The sequence below is a fragment of the Nisaea sp. genome (genome assembly GCF_040217065.1).
Lineage (GTDB): Bacteria > Pseudomonadota > Alphaproteobacteria > Thalassobaculales > Thalassobaculaceae > Nisaea.
On record NZ_JAVJNX010000008.1, the window covers coordinates 212882 to 226121 of the forward strand.

The following is a 13240-nucleotide window of genomic DNA, read 5'->3' on the forward strand; positions in this document are numbered from 1 at the left end:
GATTTATCGCCGCGCCGGGCCGATTTCGATCTGCTCCAGCCTATAGGACGGATCCGCCGTCACTTTCAAGGAGCCGCCGAGCTTTTCTTTCGTCTCGCCAAGCGCCGCGCGGCCGGGCCCTTCAAGCCAGTCCGCGATGTCCTGGGCGCAGATCATCTCCGGTTGCGCGATGCTTCGCGTTTCCCGCAACAGCCGGCGCAATGCCTCCAGGGCGATGGTCGCGGCACGCGGATGCTGTTCGACAGGGCGCATCAGATCGTCCCGCAGCGACCGGCCGGTCCGGGTCACGATGATTTCCAGCACGCCGCTACGGGTCCAGCCCAGTACCTGCGGAGGCTGTTCCTGCATCAGGCACGGCCAGCCATCGAAGGCGGCCTGCATTGCCGCCGCCACACGGTCCCGGTCGGCCTTCGCGGGAAGTTTCGGGAAATCCACCAGCACCAGCCCGGAAAGACGCCGGAGCCGGATCGCGGCCGCGAGTTCTCCGGTCATGCCCTCGAAGAGCTGGGCCCAGGCTTTCGGACCGGCCGCCGCGCCGGCGATATCCACATCGATGGCGACCAGGGCTTCGGTCTCGTCGAAAGTCAGCACCGCGCCGCCGGGGAGCTGCAGGCGGCGGGCCAGGGCCCGGTCGATCCCGGTGTCGAGATCCTCCTCCGCGAAGAGTGCCCCGGCACTGCTTTCAGCAATCGATGCCGCCGGAAAGGCCGCCCGTATCCGGGATACGAGATCCGGTGCCGGGCGTATGATCTTCGGACCCTCTCCGGCGGCGATGGCGTCGCCGACGGCCTGCCACTCGGTCAGCAGGGCGGTCAGGTCGGACAGCAGCTGGATGTCGTCCGCCTCGGCGGCCTCTGCCGAAACAAGCAGGCCGATATCCGGGGGGAGCAGAGGCTGCAGAAGGGTTTTCAGGCGCTCCCGCTTGCCCTTGGCCTTGAGTGTGCCGGCGATGGCCAGATCCGGCTCTTCCGGGCGCAGGCTGAGATACCGTCCCGGCAGGGACAGCTGCCGCGTTGCCTGCGGCTGCTTTCGTCCCGCGGCGTCCGTGGTCAGCGTGACGGGGACCAGGGAGCCTTCGGGCGGCGGGGTTTTCTTGCCGAGCTTCAGGAACGCCTCGCCATGGCCGAGATCGACAAAGGCGGCATTCAGTTCCGGCCGGACGGCGGTGACGCGGGCGAGGACGATCTCTCCGGCGCGCCGGGACGCACCGCCGACGCGGTCGATCCAGAAGTCGGTCAGAGTGCCGTCGACGAGCGCGGCAATCCGGGTTTCCCCCGGGGAGCGGTCAAGGATCAGGCGGTCCGGGTCACGCATGGCTCCCACCGTAGCGGAAGCCGAACCCGGCCAGAAGGGCATGGGTCTCGTAAAGGTCGAGGCCGACGACATTGGAATGGGAGCCGGAGAGCATGCGGATATAGATCGCGGCGAGGCCCTGGATGGCATAGCCGCCTGCCTTCCCGTTCCATTCCCCGGACTGGATATAGCTATCGATTTCCATCGCGGTCAGCCGTTTGAAGGCGACCGTCGTGGTGGCGATCCGGCTGCGCGTCTCGCCACCGGGCGCGATCAGCCGGATGGCACCGATGACCCGGTGCCGGCGGCCGGAGAGATGCAGAAGGCAGGCACGCGCCTCGGATTCCGTTTCGGCCTTCGGCAGAATGCGGCGGCCGCTGGCGACCACGGTGTCGGCGGCGAGAATGAAGGCGTCCGGATGGCTGGCGGCGACCGCTTTCGCCTTTTCCCAGGCAACACGTTCGGCATAGGAATCCGGCAATTCACGGGCTTTCGGCGTCTCGTCGATGTCGGCGGGGCTGACAGCATCCGGGGTAAGCCCGATGCGGGCGAGCAGATCCAGCCGCCGTGGCGAGGCGGATGCCAAAACGAAATGCGCGCCGGCTGGGGCGCGCAATCGAAGGGGGCCAGACATGGCCGTCATCTCGGAAGGCTTATTTGAAGCGGAAAGTGATACGACCCTTTGTCAGGTCGTACGGGGTCATTTCCACGTTTACCCGATCACCGGCCAAAACCCGGATCCGGTTCTTGCGCATCTTGCCACTGGTATGGGCGAGCACTTCGTGTTCATTGTCCAGCTTCACCCGGAACATGGCGTTCGGAAGAAGTTCCGAAACGGTCCCGGAAAATTCAATGACGTCTTCTTTCGGCATTCCTGCTCCTTCAAGTCTTCGAAGATCGGGCAACTAAGTGCGCCGTGCGGTGCAGCGGGTCAAGGTCTTTTCTGGGCATGGCCGGGCTGCGCACGGGATATTTTCATGTCTGGTTTTCATCAAGAAGCGCTGAAAACCGCGTCCTGATGCGCCGCATCAGCTCATCGCGAACCTGTCTGTATGCGTCGAGACGCATGTCGCGTGAACCCTCGATAATGGTTGCGTCCAGCATCGGCCAGTATTCGATATCGCAGGCCATGGTCCGGGTCAGCTCGATGGCCCTGTGCTGTGCTTCCGGCGACAGGGAGACGATGACATCGAAGAAATCATCTTCCATCTGGTCGAAGCTCTTCGGCGCGTGGCGCGAAAGATCGATGCCGACTTCCTTCAATACCTCGACGGCAAAGGGGTCGAGATCGCCATTCCGGACACCGCAGGAATCCACATAGGCCTTCATGCCGATCAGATGCTTCATGATCGCCTCAGCCATGGGCGAGCGGACGGCATTCTGAGTGCAGGCGAACAGGACCGCGCTCGGTTCCTGAATGGGCTCACCCAGCGGTGACGGAGCTTCGGAAAGGGGCGGGCGCTGCGTCATCTCCGGTTCAGCCCCGGATATGCAGGACGCAGATGAGGGTAAAGAGCCGCCGGGCGGTGTCGAAATCGATATCGACCTTGCCGGACAGCCGCTCCATCAAAAGCGTCGAGCCGTCGTTATGCAGCCCGCGCCGCCCCATGTCGATGGCCTCGATCTGGGACGGGTTCAGGCGTTTGATGGCGTCGTAATAGCTCTCGCAGATCTTGAAATAGTCCCGCACCACGCGGCGGAACGGCGACATCGCCAGCCAGATCTGGTAGTTGCCGTCGCGCGCCGGGTCGGTGATGTCGAACAGCAGACGGTTTTCCTCGATCCGCAGCCTAAGCTCGTACGGACCGCCCTGATCGTCTCCCGCCGGGGCGAAATTGTTGTCTTCCAGCAGGTCATAGATCGCCACGGCGCGTTCATGCTCGACCTCCGGGCTGCGCCGGATGACCGCCGGCTCATCCAGCTCGATCTTGGAGATGCAGGCATTGGCGCGGCCCGCATCCTCGTCTTCCTCGATCGGGCCGTCGCCGAAGTCGCGCACCATACTCCTTCCCGCCTACTCGGCGGCGGCTCCGAGGCGGATGGAGACGGAACGTGCATGTGCGCCAAGCCCCTCCGCTTCCGCCAGGGTCACGGCGGCCGGGCCGATGGCGGCGAGGCTGGCCGGGGTGCATTTCACCCAGGTCGTCCGCTTCAGGAAATCGAGCACCCCGAGGCCGGAGGAGAAGCGCGCGGTCCGCGCCGTCGGCAGCACATGGTTCGGGCCCGCGACATAGTCGCCGATGGCTTCCGGCGTGTGCCGGCCGAGGAACATGGCGCCGGCGTGCCGGATCTTCGCCGCCATGGCGTCCGGATCGGAGACCGCAAGCTCCAGATGTTCCGGCGCAAGCCGGTCGACGAGCGGGATCGCGTCTTCCAGGCTGTGGACAATGATGACGGCGCCGTGGTTGTTCCAGCTTGCACCGGCGATGTTGGCGCGGGGTAGGGTGGAGAGATGCTCTGCGATCGCGGCCTCGACCTTTCCTGCGAAATCCGCGTCGTCCGTGATCAGGATTGACTGGGCGACCTCGTCATGCTCGGCTTGGGACAGCAAATCGATGGCGATCCAGGAGGGATCGTTCTCGGCATCCGCGACGACCAGTATTTCCGACGGGCCGGCGATGGAATCGATGCCGACCTTGCCGAAGACCTGACGCTTGGCTGCGGCGACATAGGCATTGCCGGGGCCGATGATCTTGTCCACCGGCATGATGCTCTCGGTGCCGTACGCCATTGCGGCCACGGCCTGCGCGCCGCCGACCCGGTAGATCTCGGTGATCCCGCCAAGCTCGGCGGCGGCCAGCACCAGCGGATTGATCTCGTTGCCCGGTGTCGGCACCATCATGACCCGGCGCGGCACGCCCGCGACCTTTGCCGGCATGGCGTTCATCAGCACGGAGCTCGGATAGGCGGCCTTGCCGCCGGGCACATAGAGGCCGACCGCATCCACGGGCGTATGCCGCAGGCCGAGGCCGACGCCGTCGGCATCCGTGTAATCGATGGTTTCCGGCAGTTGCGCCTTGTGAAAGGCCTCGATCCGCTCCGCCGCCTTTTCCAGCGCGGCAAGCGTTTCGGCGGAACAGGCAGAGCGTGCTCTTGCGATTTCTTCCGCCGAGATCGCAATGCCGGTCTCGGCGAGATCGATATTGTCGAACTTGCGGCTGAGATCGATCAGCGCGGCGTCACCGCGGGCGATCACATCGGCGATAATACCGGCGACGGTATCGGAGACGTCGCTGTCGGTTTCCCGCTTGGAATCGACCAGCGCGGCAAAAGCGCTCTCGAAATCCGCCGTGCCGGCAATCAGTTTACGCGGCAAGGGCTGCCTCCCCGATCCGGTCGACCAGATCCTTCACCGGACCCGGCCGGGTCTTCAGCGCGGCGCGGTTGACGGCAAGGCGGGCGCTGACAGCGGCGATCTGTTCGACCTCGACGAGTCCGTTCGCTTTCAGGGTGGAGCCGGTCTCGACCAGATCGACGATGCGGCGGCACAGGCCAAGACCCGGTGCCAGCTCCATGGCGCCATTCAGCTTGATGCATTCCGCCTGCACGCCACGGGCAGCGAAGTGGCGCCGGGTGACGTTCGGATATTTCGTGGCGATCCGGAGATGGCTCCAGTGCTGCGGGTTCTCTTTCGCGGCAAGCTCTGCAGGCTCGGCCACAGCAAGGCGGCAATGCCCGACATTGAGGTCTACCGGCGCATAAATCTCTGGATGGTCGAACTCCATCAGCACGTCGCTGCCGGCAATGGCGAGATGGGCAGCGCCGAAGGCGAGGAAGGTCGCGGTGTCGAAACTGCGCACGCGAATGACTTCAAGATCCGCCTGATTGGTATGGAACTGAAGGCGCCGGGAAGACTCGTTGAAAAAGTCGTCCTCAAGCTCGATCCCCGCCCGCTTCAGAATGGGGGTGATGGCCTTCAGGATCCGGCCCTTCGGTAGGGCGAGGATCAGTGGCTGGTTCGCGGTCACCGCGTCTCTCCTGTTTTATCCTGCGGCCGCCGCCGTGCCCGGGCGGCCGTTCTATCCGGCGCCCGAGGCCCCGTCCGCCGAAGTCGCCGTTTCATCGTCGGAAACGGGATGGGACGGCGCGAAGACGGTCGGCCATGGCTCGCCGAGATCCTCGATATGGCACAGGATGCGGTCGACTGCGAGTCGAATGGTCACGTTGTCGGAGAAGGCAAGGTCTATGTGACCGTCCGATGCATGAATGGTCAGCAGGTTCAGGATGCGGTCGCGTTTGCCCCTGTCGAAGCCATGGGTGCGGACGGCGGAGACTCCTTCGAAGCGGATGCCGCAATGCACCCGTTCACTGTAGAGCGTGTCGCCTTCAGCAGGGACCGTGCCTTGCGCGGGCGCGGTCTCCCACTTGTAGCGCTGGACGACCATGGCGAAGCGGCGGTCCCGTGCCTCGAAGGTCATTTCCCGGACCGGCAGCAGCGCGTCCTGCAGCAGGCTGGCGGCGATGGCCAGATCCTCGGAATCCTCCGCGCGAACCCGGAACGGCTTGTCTCCCAATGCGAGCAGGCTGGTGTCTCTGGGGGCCATGGAACCTGCCAATCAGACGGTCTCTTCTTCGGCGGAGAATTCCGCTTCGGTCGCAACGCGGCGGATATTGGCGCCGCAGGCGCTCAGCTTCTCGACCAGATTCTCATATCCCCGGTCAAGATGATAGATCCGGTTCACTTCGGTCTGTCCGTCCGCTGCGAGGGCGGCAAGCACCAGGCTGACCGAGGCCCGCAGATCCGTTGCCATCACCGGCGCGCCGATCAGGCGGTCGACCCCGCGGACCAGGGCGGAGGCATGGTGCACATTGATGTTAGCGCCCATGCGGGCGAGCTCGGGAACATGCATGAAACGGTTCTCGAAAATCGTTTCGGTGATCATGGAGGCACCGTTCGCGACACTCATCAGGGTCATGAACTGGGCCTGCAGGTCGGTCGGGAACCCCGGAAAGGGCTCGGTCATCACGTCGACGCCCTTCAGGGTGCCGCGTTTTGCCGAGACCCGGATGGAGCGATCGCCCTCCTCGATGGTGACGCCGGCCTCGCGCAGGATCTCGAAGACGCTTTCGAGAAGCCCGGAACGGGTGTTGGTCAGCTCGACAGTGCCGCCGGTAATGGCCGCGGCCATGACATAGGTGCCGGTCTCGATCCGGTCCGGCACCACCTTGTGCACGGCGCCGCCGAGCCTGTCCTTGCCCTGGATGCGGATGGTGTCCGTGCCGTGGCCCTCGATCTCCGCACCCATGGCGATCAGGCATTCCGCAAGATCGGTGATCTCCGGCTCGCGTGCCGCGTTGACCAGAATGCTTTCTCCGTCCGCAAGGCTGGCCGCCATCATCAGATTCTCGGTCGCGCCGACGGAGACTATCGGAAAGACGACCCGGCCGCCATGCAGACGCCCGGAGGGCACTTCCGCTTTCACGTAGCCGCCCTCGAGCGCGACTTCGGCGCCGAGCTCCGCCAGGCCCTTCAGGTGCAGGTCTACGGGCCGGTTGCCGATGGCGCAGCCGCCGGGCAGCGACACAGTCGCCTTGCCTTCCCGGGCCAGCAGCGGGCCGAGCACCAGGACGGAAGCACGCATCTTGCGGACAAGATCATAAGGCGCGGTGGTGCTCTCGATGGTCCCGGCATGGAAATCGACAGTCTGTCCGCCGCCGGCCTCGTCCTGGGTCTTGCGCTTCACCCCGTGCTGGTCGAGCAGCGCCGCCATGGACTTGATATCGGCGAGCTTGGGCATGTTGGTCAGGGTGACCGGCTGGTCCGTCAGCAAGGTTGCCGCCATCAGCGGCAAGGCGGCATTTTTCGCACCGCTGATCGCAATCTGCCCTTTGAGCGGCGTGCCGCCCCTGATCACCAATTTATCCATCAAGGTCCCCAGTTTTCATGCGGGACGGTCCGACCGGCACCGTCCCTGATCTGTATTACTGTATCCGGGCGGGCTCTCACAAGCCCGCGTGACCAGAGCCTTTACCGAGAATGCGGCAGGAATTTGGGCCTTTTGCAGAGACGCGCGCGCGTGGCGCCGAGGCTCACCGCCCGCTGTCTTTCTTTGCACCCTTTGCGTCGGCTGCGGAGCCGTCATCCCCGTCGGTGCGCTGGCGTGCCTGCGCCTTGCGGCGATGCAGATTCGCGCGCAAGGCCGAAGCCCGGCGCTCGGCGCGCAGATCGGCTTCGGATTTCCGGTTATCGGAAGGGACTGTTTTCGGCTGCTTTTCCATGGCTGGAGGATGCCGTGCGCGGGTGCTGAATTCCAGTCAAGAAACGCACTTGCACCTCCGAAGTGCCTGTGGCATGTTCCGCGCGCTTTGCGAGGGGCCTTCCTCGCCGCAGGCTTTTTTGCCGCAAAATGCTGCCGTAGCTCAGGGGTAGAGCACTCCCTTGGTAAGGGAGAGGCCGAGAGTTCAAATCTCTCCGGCAGCACCATTATTTTCATTAAAATCCAATGTGCCGCTGGCGTCAGATGATGGCTGTGCCGGCTCATCCCCGATTCGGTTTTCGCGCGTTTTTATCATGGGGTTGAAGGAGCTGCCCGTCATAGCGCTGTCGGCACGATCAGCAAGCATCGCACCACGATGTTCATCAGGGGAAGTGAGCTGTGCGTGGTCACTATAGAGGGGGCGAGCCAGCGCGAACGTGTTGCTGATTCGGGGGCAGGCCGATGGCAGATAACTCACTCGTTCAGGCTTGTTCTGTCACCGTTCTTGTGCCAGTAGGTCGGCCACGATAAGAATACTATTGTATGAATTGGGCGTTTTCGGTAAACCATAGCGGAATAAATACAATGCTTCTGTTTTCTGAGTTTGAAAATTTATTTTAACCTTGTAGGATTAATTGGACAACACTAAATACATGATTTTTATAAATAAAATTATATCAAGGCCGGTTTTTTTTGCCATCTCACGCCCACTTCAATTACTTCAGGCAAACCGTTAGTTCGATTGCCGTAAACCAATCGTCAACCCTTCGGCGGTAATCTCGCCTTTTGCATCCCTATCCCTGAATGCCAGGAACCAACTATGTCGATCACTGCTGCGCCGCTCTCTCATCTGCCCCACTCGATCCGTCCGGACATTCTGTTCGTCGACCCGGATGTCAGGGATCATGATGTGCTGCTCGACGGTATGGGCCCGCAGGTGCGGGTGGTCCGGTTGCAGAGGGACGGCGACCCGCTCGGGCAGATCGCAACGGCGCTGGCCGGGGAGCGCGATCTCGAACGCCTGCACATCCTTTCCCATGGCGCGCCGGGTGCCCTGCTTCTGGCGGGTGCCCGGGTCGATGCGGCGATGCTCGATGGGTCCGCTGGCCGGGTCCAGGCCATACGGCATGCCCTGGCGGATGACGCCGATATCGTCCTCTATGGCTGTGCCGTTTCTGCCGGCGCCGTCGGCCGGGAATTCGTCGCGTCGCTTGAACAAAAGCTTGATGCGACTGTAACCGCCTCGGCCATCCCTGTCGGGGCCGGTCCGGGCTGGGGTGCTTTTCCCGCCGCTCTTTCCGCTTTCTCACAGAAAAGCATGGCGCGCTATCCCCATACGCTGCATCAGACGACTTTCGGGATCGTCACCACGATCCAGTCAACCACCACGCTGGTGGTCTCTGGTGCAAATGAAACCAGCGGGGTAACGATCAGCGTCGTACGTTCCGACGGCACGGCGATGGCGGGTGTCAGCTCAGGTTTTGTCGATTCCGGTGTGATCACTAGCGCCACGACCTATACGTTGAGCTATTCAAGTGCGGTCAACATCACCCAGTTCCAGATCGGCGAATTCGCCAACAACAGTACCGGCAGCAACTACATATTCACGCCGAACACCGGCTCAGCGGTGACGATCGCGGATAATTCCGGCAGCCTTTCCGGGCAGGTTGCGACGCTGAATCCCGCGGACTGGACCGGCGTCACGTCCTTTACGGTGTCCTTCGCCGGCGGCATCGACTGGCGGGTCGGACTCGATAACATCATATACACGGTCGCCGGACCGACGACGGGCAACGACGCCCTGACCGGGACCGCCGGCGCGGACACAGTGGATCTGCTGGCCGGTAACGATTCCTATTCCGGCCTTGCCGGTGCCGATACGATCACCGGCGGCGCGGGCAACGACACCATTCTTGCCGGTGACGATGCCGACCTGGTGCTCGGCGGCGACGGCAACGATTCGATCTCCGGTGGCGCGGGCGCCGACAATCTTTCCGGCGATGCAGGCGACGACACGTTCAGCGCCACGTCGGTTGAGATCACAGGTCTCGCGGAAACGATCAGCGGCGGCACCGGCACCGATGTTCTGTCGCTCACCGGCGGCGGCGCCTTCAATCTGTCCACCGTGACGCTGAACAGCATCGAGCTGATTTCCGGCTCGGCCTCGGCGGATTCCATCACCGGCACCAGTGCGGCCGACACCATCCATGCGGGCGACGGCGCCAACCTGATTGTCGGCGGTGGCGGCGCGGACAGTCTGACCGGCGGCACGGGCGCGGATACCTTCAGCGCCGCCTCGGCGGATATCACCGGCCTTGCGGAAACGATCAGCGGCGGCACCGGGACGGACGTTTTGTCTCTCACCGGCGGTGGGGCGTTCAACCTTTCCACCGTGACCCTGGACAGCATCGAGCTGATTTCCGGTTCGGCCTCGGTCGATTCCATCACCGGTACCAGCGCAGCCGACACCATTGCCGGCGGCGATGGCGCCGACCTGATCAATGCGGGTAACGGGGCCAATCTGGTCTCCGGCGGCGCGGGCGCGGACAGTCTGATTGGCGGCACGGACGCCGACACCTTCAGTGCCGCCTCGGCCGAGATCACCGGCCTTGCGGAGACCGTCAGCGGCGGCACCGGCACCGACGTTCTGTCTCTCACCGGCGGCGGTGCGTTCAATCTCTCCACCGTGACGCTGGACAGCATTGAGCTGATCTCCGGCTCGGCCTCGGCAGATTCGATCACCGGTACCAGTGCAGCCGACACCATCCATGCGGGCGACGGTGCCAACGTGATCATCGGCGGCGGTGGCGCGGACAATCTGACCGGCGGCTCCGGCGCGGATACCTTCAGCGCCGCTTCGGCCGAGATCACCGGCCTTGCGGAAACGGTCAGCGGCGGCACCGGCACCGACGTCCTGTCGCTCACGGGCGGCGGAGCGTTCAACCTTTCCACCGTGACGCTGGACAGCATCGAGCTGATTACCGGCTCGGCCTCGGCGGATTCGATCACCGGCACCAGTGCAGCCGACACCATCAATGCGGGTGACGGCGCCAACCTGATCGTCGGCGGCGGCGGCGCGGACAATCTGACCGGCGGCTCCGGCGCGGATACTTTCAGCGCCGCCTCTGCCGAGATCACCGGCCTTGCGGAAACGGTCAGCGGCGGCACCGGGACGGACGTTCTGTCTCTCACCGGAGGCGGGGCGTTCAACCTTTCCACCGCGACGCTGAACAGCATCGAGCTGATTACCGGCTCGGCCTCGGCGGATTCGATCACCGGCACCAGTGCGGCCGACACCATCCATGCGGGCGACGGCGCCAACCTGATCGTCGGCGGCGGCGGCGCGGACAGTCTGACCGGCGGCACGGGCGCGGATACTTTCAGCGCCGCCTCGGCCGAGATCACCGGCCTTGCGGAAACGATCAGCGGCGGCACCGGGACGGACGTTCTGTCTCTCACCGGCGGCGGTGCTTTCAATCTCTCCACCGTGACCCTGGACAGCATCGAGCTGATTTCCGGTTCGGCCTCGGTCGATTCCATCACCGGTACCAGCGCAGCCGACACCATCGCCGGCGGCGATGGCGCCGACCTAATCAATGCCGGCAACGGGGCCAATCTGGTCTCCGGCGGCGCGGGCGCGGACAGTCTGGTCGGCGGCACGGGCGCCGACACCTTCAGTGCTGCCTCTGCCGAGATCACCGGCCTTGCGGAGACCGTTAGCGGCGGCACCGGGACGGACGTTCTGTCTCTCACCGGCGGCGGGGCGTTCAATCTGTCCACCGTGACCCTGGACAGTATCGAGCTGATTACCGGCTCGGCCTCGGCGGATTCAATTACTGGTACCAGTGCGGCCGACACCATAAATGCAGGCGACGGCGCCAACGTCATCATCGGCGGCGGCGGCGCGGACAATCTGACCGGCGGCTCCGGCGCGGACCTGCTGTCCGGCGGCTCCGGCAGCGATCTGCTGTTTGGCGGGACCGGGAACGATACCTTCACGGGAAGTGTCGCCGAACTGAACACGGACACGCTTTCAGGCCTCGAGGCCGGCGACGTGATCGTGGTCACCGGCACGGACCTTTCCAGCCTGAACGGCGGTACGGTCGGGAGCACGCTCGCGCTCGGCGGCGGCAGCACCCTGAACCTGTCCGGCACGTCCGGCAACCTGCAATACAGCGCTGTCTTTGCCGGCGGCAACACGACACTGACTGCGGCGACGGCGCCGGCAGCGTCATCAGGAAGTAGCTCGTCCGGTAGCTCCGACAGCGGCCTGACGGTCACGAGCCAGACCAATGAAGATGTCTCCGGCACGGCCACCGGCCGCACTCTGTCGAACACAAGCGGCGGTTCGGCCACCGGCGCCCTGGTGTCGAACACCGGAAATGGCAACGTGGTGACGGCAACCCTGCCGACCGGCTTCTCCGTGACCAATTCCGGGACCTTGGCGGCGGAGGCCACGAGTACCGCGAGCACGACGCTTTCGGGGCAAATCAGGGTCACCGCACCAGTTGCTAACCAAAGCTTCCTCGACGGGCACGGTCAGTCCTTCATCACCAGATCCGGTGGCACGACACTGGATGTCCGGAGTATCGGCTTTTCCGGTTCGGGTTCGACTGCCCAAACCATCCAGATTACCGGGGCGGAGGGCACCAGCTCCGGCTCAGAGGCCTTTGTCATCGACACTTCGGGCCTGCCATCCGGCTCCACTCTGCAACTCGACAATATCGAGTTCGCTGCGATCGTCGGCAATGCGACGGTGAACGGCGGTGCCGGTCAGAACTACGTGGTCGGCGACGATTCCACCCAGTTCATCTCGCTCGGTGCCGAGGACGACACATTGGCCGGAGGCGGCGGTAGCGACACAGTCGGATCCGGCTGGGGCGAGGATATCGTCTACGGTAATCAGGGCGCGGACCTCGTCTTCGGCGGCGGCGGCATGGACACGGTCTATGGCGGCCAGGATGCTGACATTGTCCGCGGCGACAACGACAACGATTTCGTCTATGGCAACATGGGCAACGACACCCTGTCCGGCGGTGAGAACGAGGACGTGCTGTTCGGCGGCCAGGACGAAGACATCGTCTATGGCAACAGCGGCAATGACACCCTTTACGGCAATCTTGGCAACGACACGCTTTATGGCGGGCAGGGCATCGACCTGATCTCCGGGGCCGACGGCACGGACGTGCTGATTGGCGGCCAGGGAGCAGACAGTTTCGAGATCGGCTTCGGCGACGATATCGACCAGGTGCTGGATTTCTCGCTCGCGGAGGGCGACAGGATCCGGGTCGATGTGGACGGTACCGGTATCGGGTCAATCAGCAGCCTGGTGCAGAATCTGACAACCGACAGCTCGGGCAATCTCCTGGTCGACATCGGTAACGGGGACGGACTGACCCTGGTTGGTCTGACCTCTGCCGACGCCTCTTCGGTGAATGTGGATCTGGTGAGTGGCGGCAGCGTCATCTCGTCCGGCACTCTGGACGGGGCTGTCACCAGCGCCTTGCAGTCTCAGAGCCAGGAGGACAACCGGCCAGGCCAGGGCGATTGGCTCTTCGACGCGGCGTGATTCTCACACCTGCGTCGAGACTTCCACAATCCAGCCGCGATGGGTGGCGGTGAGAAGAGTCTCATCCCGCCGGTCCGCAGACGTGCCCGCGGGCATCTCTCGTGCAGTGCCTGATTTCCGTCCCGGAGAAAACGGGACGGAGGTACTGCCGGGGCAAGAATCAAATCTTGAGGGATCGCGC

The 13240-nt window shown here is 64.1% G+C and carries 11 protein-coding genes and 1 tRNA gene; 2 read left to right on the top strand and 10 right to left on the bottom strand.

What is annotated here, in order from left to right; all coding sequences use genetic code 11:
• Positions 1-3: 3 nt before the first annotated feature.
• From RH950_RS10065 to RH950_RS10110, 10 genes are all read right to left on the bottom strand, one after another.
• Positions 4-1314, bottom strand: coding sequence for a ribonuclease E/G (locus RH950_RS10065; protein ID WP_350056276.1), 1311 nt, complete (start codon positions 1312-1314; stop codon positions 4-6).
• Complete coding sequence (locus tag RH950_RS10070) at positions 1307-1936, bottom strand: Maf family protein (protein ID WP_502889758.1); 630 nt, start codon at positions 1934-1936, stop codon at positions 1307-1309. Before RH950_RS10070 ends, RH950_RS10065 begins: the two co-directional genes overlap by 8 nt.
• Before the next feature lie 10 nt (positions 1937-1946).
• Complete coding sequence (gene infA / locus RH950_RS10075) at positions 1947-2165, bottom strand: translation initiation factor IF-1 (protein ID WP_028467089.1); 219 nt, start codon at positions 2163-2165, stop codon at positions 1947-1949.
• Positions 2166-2268: 103 nt separating this feature from the next.
• Positions 2269-2763, bottom strand: coding sequence for an arsenate-mycothiol transferase ArsC (locus RH950_RS10080; protein WP_350056280.1), 495 nt, complete (start codon positions 2761-2763; stop codon positions 2269-2271).
• Between the two features lie 7 nt (positions 2764-2770).
• Positions 2771-3295 (bottom strand): UPF0262 family protein, encoded by a 525-nt coding sequence (locus RH950_RS10085; RefSeq protein WP_350056282.1) that lies wholly within the window; start codon positions 3293-3295, stop codon positions 2771-2773.
• A 12-nt stretch (positions 3296-3307) separates the two neighbouring features.
• Positions 3308-4609 carry a histidinol dehydrogenase gene (hisD, locus tag RH950_RS10090; RefSeq protein ID WP_350056284.1) on the bottom strand — a complete coding sequence of 434 codons (1302 nt, stop codon included), beginning with the start codon at positions 4607-4609 and terminating at the stop codon, positions 3308-3310.
• Positions 4599-5261: an ATP phosphoribosyltransferase gene (gene hisG / locus RH950_RS10095; RefSeq protein ID WP_028467093.1), complete on the bottom strand. Its 663-nt coding sequence runs from the start codon at positions 5259-5261 to the stop codon at positions 4599-4601. The genes hisD and hisG overlap by 11 nt, the downstream gene beginning before the upstream one ends.
• A gap of 51 nt (positions 5262-5312) precedes the next feature.
• Complete coding sequence (locus RH950_RS10100) at positions 5313-5837, bottom strand: DUF2948 family protein (RefSeq protein WP_350056286.1); 525 nt, start codon at positions 5835-5837, stop codon at positions 5313-5315.
• Between the two features lie 12 nt (positions 5838-5849).
• Positions 5850-7160 carry a UDP-N-acetylglucosamine 1-carboxyvinyltransferase gene (gene murA / locus RH950_RS10105; RefSeq protein WP_350056288.1) on the bottom strand — a complete coding sequence of 437 codons (1311 nt, stop codon included), beginning with the start codon at positions 7158-7160 and terminating at the stop codon, positions 5850-5852.
• Between the two features lie 163 nt (positions 7161-7323).
• Positions 7324-7512, bottom strand: coding sequence for a hypothetical protein (locus RH950_RS10110; protein WP_350056290.1), 189 nt, complete (start codon positions 7510-7512; stop codon positions 7324-7326).
• Positions 7513-7642: 130 nt separating this feature from the next.
• Here RH950_RS10110 and RH950_RS10115 point away from each other — a divergent pair.
• A tRNA-Thr gene (locus RH950_RS10115) sits at positions 7643-7717 on the top strand.
• Positions 7718-8310: 593 nt separating this feature from the next.
• Complete coding sequence (locus tag RH950_RS10120; RefSeq protein ID WP_350056292.1) at positions 8311-13059, top strand: DUF4347 domain-containing protein; 4749 nt, start codon at positions 8311-8313, stop codon at positions 13057-13059.
• The last annotated feature ends 181 nt before the right edge of the window (positions 13060-13240 follow it).

What these genes read in the sequence shown, in the direction of transcription:
- RH950_RS10070 (WP_502889758.1), bottom strand. Translation starts at nt 1,936, where the DNA reads ATGACGGCCATGTCTGGCCCCCTTCGATTGCGCGCCCCAGCCGGCGCG.
- RH950_RS10120 (WP_350056292.1), top strand. Translation starts at nt 8,311, where the DNA reads ATGTCGATCACTGCTGCGCCGCTCTCTCATCTGCCCCACTCGATCCGT.
- infA (WP_028467089.1), bottom strand. Translation starts at nt 2,165, where the DNA reads ATGCCGAAAGAAGACGTCATTGAATTTTCCGGGACCGTTTCGGAACTT.
- RH950_RS10065 (WP_350056276.1), bottom strand. Translation starts at nt 1,314, where the DNA reads ATGCGTGACCCGGACCGCCTGATCCTTGACCGCTCCCCGGGGGAAACC.
- RH950_RS10080 (WP_350056280.1), bottom strand. Translation starts at nt 2,763, where the DNA reads ATGACGCAGCGCCCGCCCCTTTCCGAAGCTCCGTCACCGCTGGGTGAG.
- RH950_RS10100 (WP_350056286.1), bottom strand. Translation starts at nt 5,837, where the DNA reads ATGGCCCCCAGAGACACCAGCCTGCTCGCATTGGGAGACAAGCCGTTC.
- murA (WP_350056288.1), bottom strand. Translation starts at nt 7,160, where the DNA reads ATGGATAAATTGGTGATCAGGGGCGGCACGCCGCTCAAAGGGCAGATT.
- RH950_RS10110 (WP_350056290.1), bottom strand. Translation starts at nt 7,512, where the DNA reads ATGGAAAAGCAGCCGAAAACAGTCCCTTCCGATAACCGGAAATCCGAA.
- RH950_RS10085 (WP_350056282.1), bottom strand. Translation starts at nt 3,295, where the DNA reads ATGGTGCGCGACTTCGGCGACGGCCCGATCGAGGAAGACGAGGATGCG.